13 protein-coding genes are annotated in these 17,854 nt (G+C 45.7%); 6 read left to right on the top strand and 7 right to left on the bottom strand.

Annotated elements, in window-relative coordinates:
* Positions 1-472: 472 nt before the first annotated feature.
* Both AWH61_RS10005 and AWH61_RS10000 read right to left on the bottom strand, forming a co-directional pair.
* Positions 473-1,165 (bottom strand): SDR family oxidoreductase, encoded by a 693-nt coding sequence (locus tag AWH61_RS10005; RefSeq protein ID WP_075176963.1) that lies wholly within the window; start codon positions 1,163-1,165, stop codon positions 473-475.
* 14 nt (positions 1,166-1,179) lie between these two features.
* Positions 1,180-1,734: a type 1 glutamine amidotransferase domain-containing protein gene (locus AWH61_RS10000; RefSeq protein WP_075176962.1), complete on the bottom strand. Its 555-nt coding sequence runs from the start codon at positions 1,732-1,734 to the stop codon at positions 1,180-1,182.
* A gap of 399 nt (positions 1,735-2,133) precedes the next feature.
* Here AWH61_RS10000 and AWH61_RS09990 point away from each other — a divergent pair, with 399 nt between their 5' ends.
* Both AWH61_RS09990 and AWH61_RS09985 read left to right on the top strand, forming a co-directional pair.
* On the top strand, positions 2,134-3,087 hold the full coding sequence (locus AWH61_RS09990) for a YihY/virulence factor BrkB family protein (protein ID WP_075176960.1): 954 nt from the start codon (positions 2,134-2,136) through the stop codon (positions 3,085-3,087).
* A 162-nt stretch (positions 3,088-3,249) separates the two neighbouring features.
* Positions 3,250-4,410 (top strand): MFS transporter, encoded by a 1,161-nt coding sequence (locus AWH61_RS09985; protein WP_075176959.1) that lies wholly within the window; start codon positions 3,250-3,252, stop codon positions 4,408-4,410.
* 28 nt (positions 4,411-4,438) lie between these two features.
* On the opposite strand, the gene AWH61_RS09980 is transcribed toward AWH61_RS09985, so the two are convergent.
* Entirely contained in the window at positions 4,439-5,881 is a 1,443-nt protein-coding gene (locus AWH61_RS09980; protein WP_075176958.1) for a serine hydrolase domain-containing protein, read from the bottom strand.
* Positions 5,882-6,081: 200 nt separating this feature from the next.
* Between AWH61_RS09980 and AWH61_RS09975 the strand changes: the two genes are divergently transcribed.
* Together AWH61_RS09975 and AWH61_RS09970 are read left to right on the top strand one after the other, a co-directional pair.
* Complete coding sequence (locus tag AWH61_RS09975) at positions 6,082-7,941, top strand: sensor histidine kinase (RefSeq protein ID WP_075176957.1); 1,860 nt, start codon at positions 6,082-6,084, stop codon at positions 7,939-7,941.
* Positions 7,938-8,633 carry a LytR/AlgR family response regulator transcription factor gene (locus tag AWH61_RS09970; RefSeq protein ID WP_249922630.1) on the top strand — a complete coding sequence of 232 codons (696 nt, stop codon included), beginning with the start codon at positions 7,938-7,940 and terminating at the stop codon, positions 8,631-8,633. Before AWH61_RS09975 ends, AWH61_RS09970 begins: the two co-directional genes overlap by 4 nt.
* Before the next feature lie 5 nt (positions 8,634-8,638).
* Here AWH61_RS09970 and AWH61_RS09965 read toward each other — a convergent pair whose 3' ends face one another.
* The 3 genes from AWH61_RS09965 to AWH61_RS09955 form a co-directional block, all read right to left on the bottom strand.
* Positions 8,639-9,535 carry an AraC family transcriptional regulator gene (locus tag AWH61_RS09965; RefSeq protein ID WP_249922629.1) on the bottom strand — a complete coding sequence of 299 codons (897 nt, stop codon included), beginning with the start codon at positions 9,533-9,535 and terminating at the stop codon, positions 8,639-8,641.
* Positions 9,536-9,646: 111 nt separating this feature from the next.
* Positions 9,647-10,579 (bottom strand): alpha/beta hydrolase, encoded by a 933-nt coding sequence (locus AWH61_RS09960; RefSeq protein WP_075176955.1) that lies wholly within the window; start codon positions 10,577-10,579, stop codon positions 9,647-9,649.
* Positions 10,580-10,661: 82 nt separating this feature from the next.
* On the bottom strand, positions 10,662-11,576 hold the full coding sequence (locus AWH61_RS09955) for an alpha/beta hydrolase (protein ID WP_075176954.1): 915 nt from the start codon (positions 11,574-11,576) through the stop codon (positions 10,662-10,664).
* A 321-nt stretch (positions 11,577-11,897) separates the two neighbouring features.
* Between AWH61_RS09955 and AWH61_RS09950 the strand changes: the two genes are divergently transcribed.
* Together AWH61_RS09950 and AWH61_RS09945 are read left to right on the top strand one after the other, a co-directional pair.
* Positions 11,898-14,081, top strand: coding sequence for a marine proteobacterial sortase target protein (locus AWH61_RS09950; RefSeq protein ID WP_075176953.1), 2,184 nt, complete (start codon positions 11,898-11,900; stop codon positions 14,079-14,081).
* 43 nt (positions 14,082-14,124) lie between these two features.
* Positions 14,125-14,694 carry a class GN sortase gene (locus AWH61_RS09945; protein ID WP_014950323.1) on the top strand — a complete coding sequence of 190 codons (570 nt, stop codon included), beginning with the start codon at positions 14,125-14,127 and terminating at the stop codon, positions 14,692-14,694.
* A 16-nt stretch (positions 14,695-14,710) separates the two neighbouring features.
* On the opposite strand, the gene AWH61_RS09940 is transcribed toward AWH61_RS09945, so the two are convergent.
* The gene (locus AWH61_RS09940; protein ID WP_075176952.1) at positions 14,711-17,848 is read right to left on the bottom strand and encodes an efflux RND transporter permease subunit; all 3,138 of its coding nucleotides are present in this window, start codon (positions 17,846-17,848) and stop codon (positions 14,711-14,713) included.
* Positions 17,849-17,854: the final 6 nt, after the last annotated feature.

Raw genomic sequence — 17,854 nt, 5'->3', positions numbered from 1 at the left:
GGTCATACCGCTAGGTGTATTGATGCCATGATGTATCATATTCAGTCTCCATTTTAGTTATCACCTTTTCACTGATAAACACTAAAAATGGGGAAGTTATTGAAAATCTATTGCTCGGAAACATCGTGAGCATCCATACTCTGCTTTCCCTTTTTGAACAACAAGACCAGCTCAAGGCTTATATTAGACTATCTCAATGTGTTTATTTTTTCAACAATCAAGATAACCTTAAGCTGTTATAAAAAATGATCGTTGAGTAAACTCACCAGCGAATACCCCTTCGTTTGTCTCCGTTTCCTTGGCTCCAAACTCAAAAAAATATGGACGGTTTAAACTCAACCGTCCTCTGCATGAGGTTTTACATAGGCCAAAAGCTACATAAAATTCAGTTCTGACTTATTTGTTAACGCGCTAACGCCAATTAAGAACTGTAAAAACACGGTACATCATTATACTCAACTAGCCTTTTGCTTTACTTCGCCGGCATAACATAAACCTCGCGAACGCAGGCTGACTCTTCTGCGCTTAGGGCAAATAATACCGATTTTGCAATATCAGCTGGCTGAAGTTTGTCTTCCTTAGGTTCATCGAAAAATGGCGTATTCACCATACCAGGGCAAATAGTGGTACAGCGGCCGCCCCACTCGCGCATTTCTTCGGCGAGGTTCTGACCGAAACCATAAGCAAACCACTTGCTTGCCCCATATACAGAACCCTTGAGAGCTATTCGACCGGCGACCGAAGACGTAATAATGAAGTGGCCTTGCGTATCGCGCAGGTACGGCAATCCGGCTTTTGCAGTATAAAGCAGTCCATTTACGTTTGCGCCCAGCATGCCATCCCAGTCATCTACGTCCCCCTTTTCAATGCCGGCGGCTTTCGCGCCGCGCCCCGCATTGGCGAAAATGCCGTCAATGCGACCGAAATGTTTGCTCACCTTTTTAAATGCCGTATCGACATTTTTAAAGTCACTAACGTCAGCTTTTACAGCGAACGCAACATCATTGCCAAGCTCTTCGACTAAGGCACGCAATTTGTCCTCACTTCTTGCTAAAAGGGCAACATTAAAACCGTTATTTACCAGTTGCCTTGCCGTTTCTTTGCCAATGCCGCTGGAAGCTCCCGTTATAGCGATAACCTTTTTATTTGTAGCTGCGGTGGACATACACTTCCTCCTTTTTACTGGGCAACCATTTCACTAATTTTGTTTACGAAAGCTGGAATATCATCTGGGTTTCTACTGGTCACCAGTTTTGAATGGGTCACCACTTCCTCATCAACCCACGTCGCACCAGCATTTTTGAGATCTGTTTGGATACTAGGAAACGAAGTGAGTGTTGCACCTTTCGCTAACCCAGACTCCACCAGCAACCATGGACCATGACAGATAGCACCTATAGCTTTAATACTTGCCGCGCTGTTTGCACTTTCGATGAAGGCAACAGCATCTTCGTTGGTACGCAGCACATCGGGATTGATTTGACCGCCGGGTAGCACAAGGGCATCGTAATCTTCAGGGTTTACAGACGTAACTTGTTTATCAACGTTAATTTCTTTTCCCCAGTTGTCTTCGTCCCATGCTTTGATCGTCGATTGAGCATCAATAGATAGCACATCAACGTCAGCACCTTGCTCAATAAACTTGTCTCTTGGTTGAATCAACTCGCTTTGCTCAAAACCATTGGTTGCCAAAATAGCGATTTTTTTGCCTTTAAGGTTTTGGGTGTTGCTCATAATGTTCACTCCTTTTGAAAGACGAAATGTAAAGCTAGTAAAAACAGGGGTCACTGCACGACAGAAATAACTGTCCGCCTACCACCTTTAGCAAATCCCATCAGGTGAAAGCGTTAGTTTGTGCATGGCATAACCTAGCTCTTACTATCTAGCTACGATGCTATTGAAGGTGCAAATTACAAACCATCCAAACCAAGAAGCGCAAGCCATTGATTCAATTAAAATAAATGAAACACCAACAACTTCACCACCATTGATAGCCACGCACATATTCAGATCTTGTGAACGATTTACAGAGCTTGTTTCTCGCTTCTTTTTTCAAGGTGATGTAAGCCGACAGCGAAATTTTCATGTATCAAGCTTTAAGAGTTTTATTGTTTAGGCAAGGCATGAGGACACATGAGCAAGGAACGTTTTAACCACGCTAAATCTGCATTTGAGCTTTCTTTGAAAAGTTGGTGGAGTATTTCAAAGCGTATTTTCACTAGCCTGCAAAAAGACAACATTCCTCTTATCTCCGCTGGCGTTGCCTTTTACTGCTTGCTGGCTATCTTCCCCTTACTAGGGGCAACCATTGCCTTGTATGGCCTTGTTGTATCACCCGACGAACTACAAAGTCATATGGCATTGCTGGTAAATGTAGTACCAAATGACAGTCGCTACATCATTGAAGAACAGCTTAAAAATTTAACCGAGAAGTCGAATACTGCATTAGGCTGGAGTTTTTTATTTACTCTGCTCTTGTCACTGTGGAGCAGTAGCAAAGGCGCCAACGCACTGATAAAAGCATGCAACATTACCTATAGCGAGGCGGAAGGAAGAGGCTTTTTCAAAGGTATTCTAGCGCGCATTACGTGCACCATATTTATGATCCTTACTGTAATTGTATCCCTCGCCTGCATCACCATTTTACCCGAAGCAATAAGCTGGATGACGTCAAATGCCCTTAGTACCGAGCAAGCCATGTGGGTGACTTGGCCGGTGATGCTGGCCCTATTTAATATTGCGCTCTCTGCCTTATATCGTTATGCGCCTCACCGACGAGAAGCTCAGTGGCGCTGGGTGACGCCGGGGTCAGTTTTTGCCACGTTATTATGGGTAGTAGCCTCGTATGGCTTTTCGATATACCTCAATGAATTTGGAAGCTACAACAAAACCTACGGCTCCGTTGGGGGAATTATTATCCTGCTCATGTGGTTGTATTTAACCGCGTACATCATTCTAATTGGTGCAGAGGTGAACTCGTCGATAGAGCTCCAAACTACTGCAGACAGTACGGTGGGTGAAGACAGACCCATGGGCGAAAGAAACGCATTTGTGGCAGATCATACACCGGATGATTTAAGGCGCTAATGCTTAAGCTATCTGAGGCGCATGCACTATCTAGCAGCGCCTTCCTCACCATCAATTTTTAGCATCTTTACGAGCATTTCTTTTCATTTTACCTATATCAGAATTTGCCTCATAGTCGCGCCGCGAAATTATCTTCTCTTTCCTTTGATGTAAGGCATTACCTTGGACAACACCCTTATCCCGCCAGCCAAAGCGCGGGTTTCTGTTCCCGTTATTGCGCTGGGTATGTACGCAGTTGCGTCTGGCTATTTGATGAGTCTGATCCCACTAATGCTCAGCCATTACAACCTAGACACGGCTATCGCCAGTTGGCTTGCCAGTAGCTTTTATGCAGGATTACTTGTAGGTGCCCTTAGCATTGAACCGCTGGTCACCCGCATAGGGTACAAGCACGGTTTTGCACTGTGTTTAGGCATATTATTGCTAACTATTGTAGTAATGCCTTTGTTTGCTCACACCGCAGTTTGGCTTGTGGCTCGGTTAGTGGCTGGCGTTGCTGTAGCGGGTGTATTTGTTATCGTAGAGTCGTGGCTTTTACACGGCGACGAAGCTGATAGAGCCAAACGTTTAGGCTTATACATGGGCGCACTGTACGGGGGAAGCTCTTTAGGTCAGTTAGGTATTGGCGCTATTGGCGTAGGCGGCATGCTTCCTTTTGCTGCCATTTTCACCATGTTGATTTTAGCCATTGGCGTACTTTTGTTTGCAAAGAGCGAACAGCCTGAATCTTCCCAGAGTACGCCACTGTCGCTAAAGCAAATATCGAAACTAAATCATGCCGCAATTATTGGTTGCATAGTGTCAGGTTTAACCCTAGGTGCCATTTACGGCTTAATGCCCCTTGAACTATTAAACCGCGGCATTGCTCATGACGATTTGGGTAGCTTAATGGCCTTAATTATTTTAGGCGCTATGGCAGTTCAACCTCTAATTCCTGCGTTATCCAAGTACTTAGGCCGCACGTTACTCATGGCACTATTTTGTTTACTGGGTGTCGCCGCCATAACATTAACCGCAGCGGTTAGCGGTATATACGCTTTGGGAGCAGGTCTGTTTCTATTAGGGATGGCAATATTTGCCCTATACCCAGTGGCAATAAATCTCGCCTGTGACAAACTCGATGCTAGCTTCATTGTATGCGCCACACAGGTCATGCTTTTCAGCTACAGCGTGGGTTCAGTAGTAGGCCCACTCATTGCCGATAACTTTTTAGTAGGCCCTCAAGGATTGATGGGCTACTTATTTGCGTGCTTACTTGCTACCAGTATTTATATGTTGATAGCCAGTGTTAAAACGAAAGGTCGTGCTATGGCAGGCGAGTAACACACTCGCCTTGTCCATCTTACTGCCCCTATTGTGGGGCAGATTCAAAATACGACACCTTATCGCTTCCCTTTCGCGACACTTTCAGCCGCTTTTTACCGCTTACTGTTTCAAGAGAAAGTCGGTTTGGATAACCTTCCACACCAAATTCTCCGTCACCAAGGTAAACAAGTTCCCCACTTTCGATATGACTCCACAGCAACAGTCTTCCTTGGTAGAAAAGCTGGTTATTCTGCTTGCTGATTTCGATGGTTTCTCCAAAGCCTGCAAGATATTTACCTTCAAAGTCATTTAACAGTTCAAGGGGAACCTGTTGCTTTACCACGGGCAAGCTTTTCTTCCAGTCGAGCTTTTCCACAACCGTTGCAATAACTGTTTCAATAACCGGAATTCGAGCAGGGTTGCCGCCGTTACCGAATATAGCGATACCTCTACCATCGCGCATTGTGCCCATGATTTTCCCTCCTGTTCCCGTGTTTGAACCACCATGAGAGAACCACTCTAGGTTGCCTTTAGCCTCAAGACGCATCCAGCCAAGCCCCCAACCACCTACAACATCAAGGGTTTCAATTTGAGTAGTATTGCGCGCCACTGCTTGCGAGATTACCTTTGTATCATCGCCATTTAGTGCTCTTTGCATTTCGATAATCAATGTTGCCATATCAAGAGCATTACTCCACATTCCCGAAGGCGCGATTTGCGGGCAAATTGGATATCCAGATTGGATCACGCTCAAATCGTCGTGATGAACGCTTGCCACATTTTGCAAAAATAGCGGGCTGTCAGGTTGATACATTGTGGTGTTAACCATGTTAAGCGGCTTAAATAGCATTTCTTCTGCTAATTCAGGCAATGTCTTTCCAGTTAGATCTTCCAGCGCAATTTGCACAATAACGTAGCCTCCGCCGCTATACGACCAAGTTTCACCAGGCTTAAATGCTAAGCTAATGGGCGAGTCATAACGAGGTACGTTTACTCCGTTTAGGCTATCGATAGCCGTTGGCACAGCGTCTCCTTTATAAAAGTCAGCAAACCCACTTTGTGTGGTGCCCGCAGTGTGGCTGAGCAACCGACGAAAAGTAATTTCCTCTGGGTTGGGAAACTGCTCTTTTTGCAGTGTCCAACGGATGAGATACTTAGCTACAGAGTCGTCTAAACTAAGCTTGCCTTGCTCTTCGAGCATAGCCGCTAGTAGCGCGGTAACCGGCTTGGAAATAGAAGCGGTAGAAAAGGCCGTTGACTGGTTAATAGAATCGCCTGAACCGAACACCTTTTCCCCAGCTGTGGCGGAATAGACAACATTGAAGTCGTCGATTACCGCGACGCTTACGCCACTTAATTTGTATTCTTTTAAGAGCTCGTTGAGTTCTGCTTGAGACAACAGTTGGTTGTCATTTGCGTGGGCTATTTCAAGTGGCGCATACCACAATAGTAAAAGGGTAAAAGCTACTAGTTTATTAATGGGTGTCATAAATTACTCTCCGTATAAATTTCAGCCAAATGTAGCGTCAATTATTCGGTTTACGGCGACCTATTTCCTGAACTGCATCAGGCATTCCCCAAGTGCATTACTTCGACTTCATTAACAGTTAAAAACTGTGTACTGTGTTAACAATAACAACAAACAACACGCCCTAACTTCCCGTGCAAAAACTCAATTGGTTCTACTTAATGCTTATGACAATGCTCATTTGGGGCGTTGTACTTTTGCACGAACAGCCCACCCATTCACTGACGTTTCCTTCTCAGGTCAGCATCCTTTATTCTGGGCAAGAGGAAGTACCAGCGGAGAACGACCCTCGATGGCGGGCTCATTCCCAGTCGGATATCGAACTGTCTAATGAAGTAAGGTGGCTCAAGTTCACACTTGCGTTCAACGCAACATCAAATGGGTCACAAGGTGTACAACAAACCGAGAGTGCGCTTAAAGGCTTGTTTGTTTCTATACTTGGCGCGTTTTCTGTTTATTTGAACGGCTATCACATTGGTGATAACGGCATGCCTGCAACAGCCGAGAGCAAAGAATTGCCAGGTGAGATAGACAGTATATTCATACTACCTTCACAGTACCTGAATACTGGTGATAACACGGTGATGGTAAGGCTGAGCAGCGAATTTCGTCCAGATACCGCGCAAAGTAGTGGATTTTGGGTATTTGCAGACGTCTTCGAAACTCTTGCCGCCATTAATGAGTGGCGTATCCGATTGCCCTTAATGATGCTAAGTGGCTTGGTTCTTGTCGCCATGTATTCATTTGTGGTGTACTTTTCATCGCTCAAAGAGCCTGCATACCTGTGGTTTAGCTGCCTATGCACCATGTTAATTCTATTAATCTTGGCCGAGTCATGGCGAGGTCTATTCGGTTACAGCTACCAGTGGCATATCCTTAGAATGGAAATCGTCCTTGGATTAACCCTTGTTATCAGCCTGGTGCTACCGCTCTTTTTCCTGTCTTTCTTCCGCTATTCAAAAACATGGTTTATCAGTACCTTGCTTGTGTTGGTTATGGCTAGTTGTGGGGTGCTGTTATATTTCGATGGTTACGATTACCGCAGCTTTTTGTTGTTCAGTGTGTCTTTGCTCATTAGCTTTATTATTGGTGTGGCCAGTATTTATAAACGGAAGAAATACGCGTGGTTAATGACCATGGGAATAGTGGTATTTGTTTCACCCGTTCTCATTAACCGGTTTTCGTTTATGGACCAATATTTCTTTGTTTCGTTTAGTGGCTTAGCGCTTTTATTACTACTCGTGCTAAGCCAAACCCATGCTGAGAGACAGCGTGCATTTACGCAGTCAACGCTTACCACCCAGCGTCTGCAGCTTGAGCTTATAAAGAAACAGCTACAGCCTCACTTTATTCTCAATACCCTAACGGCAATTGAAGAGTGGATTGAAATAGCCCCTAAAGAAGCCATTGGGTTTATTCAGGCGTTAGCATCGGAGTTTCGCCAAATGGCCAGCCTAAGCGATAGAGCCTTAATTGCTTTACAGCAGGAAGTCGCCCTTTGTGAAAGTCACCTTAAAATTATGGGATACCGCTTCGACGCCCACTTTTCACTGCAAAAGCCGGTGATGTCAGAAAACAAAGGGCAGCAGCTTATTCCTCCCGGAGTATTACTCACCCTCATAGAAAATGCGTTTAGCCACAACAGATACGGCTCGGGAGAGTATCTATTTAGTCTCAGCTTTTCTGAACAACAAGAGGATGAAGCACAGGGTGTGTCCGTAGAGAATGCCAAGCATGATAAGAATAAAAGACATTCAACTACCTTGCTGTTTAAAGCTCAGCTTACTCAACACTATTCTTACCAGACATCAGCATTAGAGAATAAAGAAGGAACCGGTGTTGGCACCAAGTATATTAAAGCCCGGCTCACAGAAGCGTTTGGTAATAACTGGAAGCTAGTGGAATTTATTGAAGATAAGTATTGGGTAACTAAGCTCACATTTCCAACAACGTTCGTTTCGGGTGAGCAAAGTAACGCGCACGCCGAGCAGACCGAACAAATCACCTTACAAACGCTATGATGAATATTACCCTAGTAGAAGATGAACCCATGGTCGCCAAACGACTTGCTCGTTTTATCGACCAGTGTACCGACGATAAAACCACTATTCATCGCTTTTCCAACCTCGATGATGCAGAAGAACATTTGTCTAACCGCGACACAGACTTGCTTTTTCTAGATTTGAATTTGCATGGAAAAGACGGTTTTTCATTAATTCATCAACAGCTTGCCGCCCCTTATCACACCGTGGTGGTGTCAGCGAATACCGACAGGGCTTTAGAAGCGTTTGAGCTTGGCGTACTCGATTTTATTGGTAAGCCATTTACTCAAGAAAGAATAAGTAAAGCGATAGAACGCTTTTCTCTGCATCAATTTAAGGGCCAATGTCAGCGGTTGTCATATCGCAAAAACAATGTGCTCTGCTTTCTTCAAGTTGATGACATTCAATTCATTCAAGCCGCTGGGCACTACAGTGAAATAACCACTAAAGACAATCAAACCATATTGCATGACAAGCATTTAGACAGGTTAATGCAAATTCTACCTCAAGGATTTATGCGAGTTCATCGCTCTTATGCGATACCTCTTGATGAAGTTAAGCATATTGAACAACACTCAGGCGCGAAGTACATAGCACACCTGCACTCGGGCGCGAGTGTTCCAGTAGGAAGAACTAAATTCAGTACGCTGGTTGATGCTCTGGGCAGCTAAGACTTCTAAGCTGTGCGTAAACGTTGAATATCTTTTTGAGGCGGCATGCCAAACAATCTGCTGTATTCTCGGCTAAATTGAGATGCACTTTCATAGCCAACCAATGAGCTTGCTTGTGTTGCGTCCAAACCGTTCATCAGCATTTGATCCCTTGCTTCTTGTAATCTTAGTGTCTTTTGATATTGCAGAGGGCTGGTACCAGTAAGTGCTCGAAAGCGCTGCCTGAAAGTAGAGGCACTCATGTGGGCTTGGTCCGCCAATGCATCCACTCCCACTGACTGAGTAAAATTCTGTTTTAACCACGTCACCACTTTTAAAATATGTGCGTTTGGCGCGCCTGACGACACAAGGTGGCGAAGGTGCAATCCGTGTGGTCCATCAAGTAAGCGAATAACAATTTCTTTTTCAACCAATGGGTAAAGGCTATCCAAAAACTTTCCCTGGGCACACATTTTAATAAGGCGACCTAGAGCGTCGTACAAGCCCTCATCCACATCTTGTGTCGATATTGGTTGATATCGAATATCTCTTGGCGGTTTTGACAGGTTAAGCTCGGCGCAAACTTGCAGAATGAGGGTATAGTCTAACTTCAGAACCAGCGCTACAAAGGGGTTGTGCCTCGTCGCCTCTGACACATGAGAAATTACCGGCAAATCAAAGGTAGTTAGCATAGATTGGCCAGCAGTTGACTGATGGAGCTGGTCTTCATAAGAAAGGAGCTTTGCCCCTTGCAAAACGACCGCTAGGCTAAGCGTATAAATACAGTGTAAAGGCTCTGTCGGCGCATTTCTTACGTGAAGGGTAAGGCCTGATATCGGCGTTTCGTGGTCTCCCTCTTTTCGACTGTAGTCCAGCACCATTTCACTTAACGCTTTTTTCGCATCACTGATTGGAAAAAACACCGTTCGATCTCCCACAAGTATTACTTCGAAAAGAAAAGGATTAAACAATAATTACGCCCTTCGGCTGTATGCCTTGGGCGCAAGTTGTCATTACTTATTCTTAGTTAGTTACTAACCTACATGTTCTTTGAAGAAAGGTACAATTTGCGCCATGGCCAGCCCAACAGGTTCACTTTTATCATAAAGGTCGTAATGCGACCAATCTTCTAATTCAACCAATTGGCGATCTTTAGATGCCGCTGCGCGCCCGTAAATTTCCATGCCGTCACGGTAGGCACCAAATGCCCCAACCTTCTGACCAATAACTGCCATTACGGGTTGCGTCATAAGGGTCTCTGCAAAAGAAAATGCGTCCCACGCCAGTGTCTTTTGCGCATGAGAAAACAACATTCTTGTAGCGCCACCCGGCTGTTGGCCTCGCGGGGTTTTGTAGTATTCAGTTGCTTCATAAACATCGCGTTCCGTCATTCCATTGTCTTTGGCTTCAGCGAGACTTGCAGGGAGCAGTTCATTTACCAGTCGCTCACCGCCTCGGGCTTCTGCCGTTCGCTGTGCAGCCATACCCTCTAACGCACCAATGGGGTTATACATGCTAAAGCCTTCTCGAAAGAGTCGACCAATGTTGACAGGTGTGATCCCCACTACGGCTTTGATTCGCTTTTCAGTTAAAGCAGCATTTAAAACATAGCCACCACCGCCGCACACACCGATGCCTGCAATTTTTTCCGCGTCAACGTAAGGCAAGGTAACCGCATAATCAATGACTCGACTCACATCCTCTACCCGTTGGGTGGGATCTTCCACAAAGCGAGGTTCACCTCCAGACTCCCCTTGAAAACTTGCGTCAAACGCAATGACCACATAGCCTGCTTCTGCAAGTGCCTTCCCATAGGTAGCGCTTGATGTCTGCTCTTTACAACTACCAAATGGATGTACACTAATGACTGTCGGGTATTGTTTAGCCTCGTCAAAATCGGGTGGCGTTAGAATAAGGGCTGAAATATCCCATGCCATGTCTGAGTTTCTAAAACTGACCTTTTTCATTTTATGCTCCTTATCTCAAGCATTGTTTGCGCCGTCATCGCAAATGCAATGTCGGCAACAGAAGTTGTTTAGGAATAACTGCTTATAGCGTGCGATTAAAGAAGGTTTCTAACGCACTCATTGCGTTTGTAATTTCTGCTTCGCCGTCGTACAAATCCATGTGGTTTGCACCTTCGATGACATGCATGGTTTTATCCGATGTTGCAGCACGCGCCATCAAGTCGTCACTCATCCATTTGCTTCCCGCATTGCTTCCAACCACCGTCAACAAAGGTTGGGTAAGGAAAGCTTCTGCCTTAAAAAAGGCGTCATAACTAATAAGCTGCGTTAAACTTCTCGCAGTACCAAATCCTGGCGCTGTGCAGTATGCTGCGCGATCGGTATGGTAGTATTCCCACGCTTGGCGAAGTTCTTCATTCGGAGCATCTTCTTCTTTTAAAGGCGCCATTGGCATAGTCGCTGTATCGTTACCGCTGGCATCAGAGGTTCTAGATGCAGAGCCCGCTTCTAAGTAAGGTAATGCCTCACTGTCTTTTACATTGTTGTCCCAACCATTTCGGAACATTTGGCCAATGTTGACCATGCTTACCGTACCCACCGCTTTAATACGTCTATCGTTGATGGCAGCGTTTGCGGTATAGCCAGCGCCCGCACAAATACCCATTGCACCAATACGTTCATTGTCGACGTAATCTAAGGTTGTCAGGTAATCAATTGCTGCACTTACATCCTCAGTTCTAACATGAGGGTTTTCCAGTTGGCGTGGTTCACCACCACTCTCGCCCTGATACGATGCGTCATACGCAAGAGCGATATAGCCTTTTTCTGCTAGTTTTTTTGCGTAGGTTCCAGCAGTTTGCTCTTTAACGCCACCGCCTGGATGTGAAACCACAATGGCTGCGTAAGTTTTGGTTGAATCAAAATTCTCTGGAAAATTTATCAGACCAGACATAGTAATGTTTAAACCGTTGGTATTTGGAAATGATACTTTGTTCATAATGTCTACTCGTCGTTAGGTGAAAATGATGTTCTTGCCTGCTTAACGATTACCTCGTCAAACCATGAATTAAGTATAGGTGTTGGGAGATAGCGAACCTTGCCTAAAACGACGCATTAGTTGCCTGAACCGGTTACTTTGGAATTTAGCAATACAAGGCGTGTTACCTTCCACCTTTAAAAGCGCCGCCAATTCAACGAATAGCCTGATTAAATTAACAACGACACAATTCATCACAAACTTGCCCCATTGTTTCGCCTATGAACGCCCTATTTGTTTTTTTAAATAGAAGTTACCGTTCGTTAACTCAGTGCCACTACCATGCTATTTTCCAAAACACCCAAACGGGATTATTTAACGCCTGCCAATACTCACAAACCTTGGTTTAGGGAGCAGCAACGTGCAGCCAAGCCGCGTAATCACAGGTTGCTGATCCTTACTTCCTTCCTCTGCTTTTTGCTTGGTGTAGTAGTTAGCCCGCTAAGTCGCGCTGAGTCTGGCGAATTGATGCTGCAAAGCGTAGACGGTGAGTCTTCCCCCGCCCTATTGCATTCAACTGACGTGGATTTACAGGTGAATGGCATGATTGCGCACGTTACCTATTCTCAAAAATTCACTAACACCAGTAATGAATGGAAGCATGCCGTTTACACCTTTCCGCTTAATGAAAACGCGGCGATTAACAGTATGGAAATGCTTATAGGAGACAGAGTAATCCGGGGGCAAATTAAGCCGAAGGCAGAAGCGAAAGAAGCATTTAAAGCGGCCAAAAAAGCGGGAAAGAAAGCCAGTTTAACAGAGCAACAACGCCCAAATTTATTCACCCAGCAGGTCGCGAATATAGCGCCGGGTGAGGAAATAACGGTGACACTTCAGTATGTACAACAAGTAGACTACCGCGATGGTAAGTTTACTTTTCACTTGCCTACTACGCTCACTCCTCGCTATTCGCCCGGCATTCCGCTAAATCAGCTTAACGAGAATATAGAGGCTGAAATATCAGGTACAGGTTGGGGAGAACCCACAGATCAGGTACCCGATGCCAGAGCTATCACGCCTTATATGAGAGAAGGCAATGAAGGCCCGCAACTTACGTTCAACGCAACACTAAATACTGGTTTAACGCTTAATAGCGTCACTAGCAGAAATCATCGTGTGAATTGGTCAGAATCCACAGGTAATTATCTTGTCACCTTTAATCAAAGCAATATCATAATGGACCGAGACATTTGGCTAGAGTGGCAGCCCTCGCCCTCTAGTGCACCACAAGCAGCTATTTTCACTGAATCGAAAGGTCAACATGACTACGCCCTTGTTATGCTAATGCCGCCACAAGTTAAGAGCCAAGATTTACAGGATTTTGATCGCGATATCACCTTCGTTATCGACACGTCAGGCTCTATGGGAGGTCGCCCGATTGTCGACGCAAAAGAGAGTTTACAATTAGCGATAGACCGCTTGAGTGAGAAAGACCGATTTAATGTTGTTGCATTTAACAATGATACCACGCGTTTGTTTGAAACCTCTGTAGAGGGAACAACACGAAACAAGCAGTATGCGAGGGACTTTGTAAAGCACCTCAATGCAGGGGGCGGCACTGAAATGGCTCCAGCGCTTAATGCCGCACTTAAACGCACGACAGCTGAAAACTATATAAAACAAGTCGTCTTTATTACCGATGGTGCGGTAGGCAATGAAGCTGCATTGTTCTCGCAAATAAAGAACGAACTGGGTGATGCGCGCCTTTTTACAGTAGGCATAGGCAGCGCGCCTAATAGCTATTTTATGACCCGAGCCGCTCAGTTTGGTCGCGGAAGCTATGTATTTGTTAGCAATACGGCAGATATTAAACAGCAAATGGATAGCTTGCTTTATAAATTAGAAAGCCCTGTGTTGAGTGATTTAAGCCTCACTCTACCAGCTGGCTATGCACAGTCAGCAGAGATTTACCCTTCTAAGATCCCTGATTTATACGCGGGAGTTCCTTTACTTTTGAATGTAAAACTGCCTCATAACGCCGGTACAAGCGGAAAAATAGCCCTTCAAGGCGCACTTGTAGACAAGCAGGGCACTACTCGCGAGTGGACCCGTTCGGTAGCGATATCGCCAACGTCGACAGGTTCTACTCAAAACCTTGGCGTAGCGACTGCTTGGGCAAGAAAGAAAGTGGCGGCGTTAATGGATGAAAAAGCGTTGGGGCGAAATGTAGATGAAGTAAAACAGGACATTCTTGCTGTAGCCCTGCCCCATAAACTGATAACAGAGTTCACCAGCTTCGTTGCTATTGAAGAAAAAATAGCAAATACACAGCGCATACCGTCTTCCACCGAAAATGTAAGAAACCTAATGCCACAGGGAACGCAATTCAGACAAATCAGTTACCCCCAAACCGCAGCGGGTGTATCTGAACATGTCGTATTAGGCATGATTGCCATACTTTTATTGTCGCTTTTTCACAGCATCGCCTTTTTGCGAAACAAGGGGGGGACGAGGTTAGCACCTTAAATTCATTTCTTTATTTTTTGACTTAATATGGCTTGGACAAACAATGATTAAATACTCTTTTACCATCATCTTAGTCTTGATCGCCACAGCCAGTTTTGGCAAAGCTGGCTGGATATTATTGAAAGCTGAACTGGCGCAATATTTAATTCAATCTTCGTGGGAAGAAACGCTAGCCACTGGCGCTAACCAGAAGCCTTGGCGTTGGTCTGATACTTGGCCTGTGGGCAAGCTGGTTCATGCAAAAAGCGAGACGCAGCTGTATGTACTAGAAGGCGCACAGGGGAACGCCCTTGCATTTGGCCCTGGACACCACACCGACTCGCCCCCACTCGGACAGGGTGGTAGTGTGATTGGCGGGCATAGAGATACTCACTTCACGTTCTTAAAGAAGGTGAGAGCCAGAGATATTATGCAATTACAGTTGCCGAACTCACAGTGGGTAACCTATCGGGTTGTATCGAAGACGATAGTCGATGCTGCCTCGGCAATGAAAGTAGATGTAAATGGGCAGCAGCTCTATTTAGTTACCTGCTACCCATTTAATGCGGTATCAACACAAAGTAATTTACGCCTTGTTGTTGAGCTGGTCGAAACTGAAACCCAGCGAACCTGAATAGGTTCGCCTACAATTAATTAGCCGCTTGTTTCGGCGAAAATACGCTGTACAAGGCAGGTAACACAAAGAGTGTTAAAAGCGTTGCAGTAACCAGCCCACCCACGATAACACTTGCGAGCGGCCGCTGAATTTCAGCGCCGACGCCATTAGACATCAACATGGGCACCAACCCTAATGCAGACGTTACCGCCGTCATCAGAACCGGCCTTAGCCTGGATGTAGCACCAGTGAAAACAGCGCTTTCAACAGTCATCCCCCTTTTCATCCGTTGGTTAATACTTTCCACCATCACTACGCCATTCAATACGGCAACACCGAATAGTGTTATGAAACCGACTGAACTTGGTACTGACAGATATTGGCCGGATAAATACAAAGAGAACACGCCTCCGATGATGGCAAGTGGCACATTAATCAGTATGAGCATCGCTTGACCCAGGGAATTAAACGCGAGGTAAAGCAGCACCGCAATCAATACCAAAGAAAGCGGCACGATGAGCGACAATTTATTCTGAGCACGATGTTGGCTCTCAAACTGCCCGCCTATTTGAACCGTGTACCCCGCGGGCAAATCCACCCTTGAAGATATGGCGCTTTGTATCTCTTGAACCACGCTGCCCATATCTCTTCCTTGGACGTTAGCTTGCACCACTACGCGACGCTGAACGTCATCTCGGCGTATTTGCGGAGGCCCGGATTCATAAGATACCGATGCCACATCGCCAATACGAAGCCAGGCACCACTGGGCGATTGAAGTCGAATATCTGCTATGGTGTCGCTGCTTTTTCGAGCGCTTTCTTTTAACCTAACGTAAATATCGTAGCGTTCATTTCCGTTAATGATTTGACCTGCGGCGACACCTCCTACCCCGTCTTGTACCACTTCCATTATGTCACTCACCGATAAGCCATAGCGTGATAACGCTTGTCTGTCAGGAGCAATAACCAGCTGAGCTTCCCCCACAATTTGTTCCATCGCCACGTCTCTGGTTCCTTTTACGTTTTGAATAACGCTCTCTATTTCTCGTCCCTTAGCACTTAGAACAGCCAAGTCTGGCCCAAATAATTTAACGGCTAGCTGTGCTTTCACACCGGAAAGCAGTTCGTCTACACGGGTGGCAATAGGCTGAGAAAAGTTAAGTAGAAGGCCGGGGAACTGCGACAATTCAGCCTGCATTTTTTGCTGTAGCTCATCACGATTTCTCGCGCTTTCCCACTTTGAAACAGGTTTCAACCCGATGTAAATTTCGATGTTGTTGACCGGTTCTGGGTCGCCGCCTATTTCAGCGCGGCCTATACGACTTAGCGCATAAGTTACTTCGGGAAACGCCAACAGCTTTTCTTCTAACGTTGAGGCTACCGCTAATGAAGTCTCTAGGCTTGAAGACGGTGCCAAGGTAACACGCAAGTTTATTGTTCCTTCTTCTAGCTCAGGAACAAACTCGGTGCCAATTTTTGGCACAAGGGCAACAGCGGAAACCAGAAGCAAACCAACCACTAACACTAGCCACTTGGTATGCAGTAACGTAAAAGAAAGTGACCGTTGATAAGCGCGCTCAACAGGTATCAACATAGCGCTCGGCTTCACATTCCTAGTTCGCTTAAATAGAAATGTAGCTAAGGCAGGAACGAAGAACAACGCAACGACAGTGGCACAAAGTACAGCAAGCATAATACTGATAGCCATAGGCTGAAAAAGCTTGGCTTCTACTCCCTCAAAACTAAACAAAGGAGCAAAGACCACTAGAATTATCGATGCCGCGAAAAAGATAGGTCTGGCGACTTCCTTCCCCGCTAGTTTTACAGATGATTTGAAAGATTGGGCATCTTCATGCGAGCTCGAAGTGTTGGCATTTAATCGCTTAAAGATGTTTTCAACCATCACAACGGAACCGTCTACTAACATACCAATAGCCACAGCTATTCCGCCAAGCGACATCAAATTTGCAGACAGCCCCATGAAAGCCATGATGGCCAACGCCATTGCTATCGCGATTGGAATAGTGATGAGCACAAGAAACGTAGCGCCCACGTTCATTAAGAAAAGGGCGAGAACGATGGTGATAAAAACGAAGGCGATGGTCAATGCCTTCACTACGGTAGAAATTGCTTTTTCAATCAGGTTTGCCTGATCATAAAAAGGTGTGAAGCGTACCCCTTCAGGTAACGCCTGATTAATAAGCGCAACTCTTGAATTTATGCCATCAATGGTAGCTTTGGTGTTAGCCCCCATCCGTTTTAATACTATGCCTGTTACCACTTCACCAAACTGTTCTACCTTGCCATCAGACGCCCTTTGAGACAGTGTGACCGCGCCCTGTCGTATTTCAGGCCCGGTTTTAACATCAGCAAGATCAGACACAGTTACCACCACGCCATCTACCGTTTTTACCGGCACCTGCTCAATATCGTGAATTCCCTGCTCACCACTTGCGAACCACCCCGTTCCACGCACAACAAGTTGTTCTTGCCCTCGTTCAAGATACCACCCGCCAACATTAGTGTTATTGCGTTGCAACGCTGCAACAAGGTCCTGTTGAGATAACCCATAAGCAAGTAACTTTGACGGGTCTACGTTCACTTGGTACTGGCGAACTTCCCCACCAAACGACAGCACATCCGTTACGCCATCTACGGGCATAAGCAGTAGCTTTACTACCCAGTCGTTAAGGCTTCTCAGCGCCATTGCATCATATTTCGCACCGTCATCTGCAATGAGGGAGTATTGATAAATTTGACCTAGCCCAGACGTATTTGGCCCCATTTCTGGCGTTCCTACGTTTTCAGGAATGAAGGCTTTTGCTGTTTGCAACCGCTCGAAAACAAGCTGACGGGCAAAGTAAATATCGGTCCCCTCTTTAAACACAACGGTAACCGCTGAAAGCCCGGTTTTAGAGATGGAGCGCACTTCTTCAACATCAGGCAACGCATACATTACAGCTTCAATTGGGTAGGTAATAAGTTGCTCAATCTCTTCTGCGGCAAGCCCCGGCGCTTCGGTATTCACGCTTACCTGAACATTGGTTACATCAGGGAAAGCGTCCAAATTCAGCGATGGCAAAAGCATCGCCGACCCCGCAATTATGCCTAACAGCAGCCCAACCACTAAAATACTATTGTCTACCGACCAACCTATTATTCGATTAAACATAATTGG

Source organism: Alteromonas sp. W12 (assembly GCF_001924945.1).
GTDB lineage: Bacteria > Pseudomonadota > Gammaproteobacteria > Enterobacterales > Alteromonadaceae > Alteromonas > Alteromonas macleodii.
The sequence above is the reverse complement of the archived record's forward strand: the minus strand, read 5'-3'. Positions and strand labels throughout refer to the sequence as shown.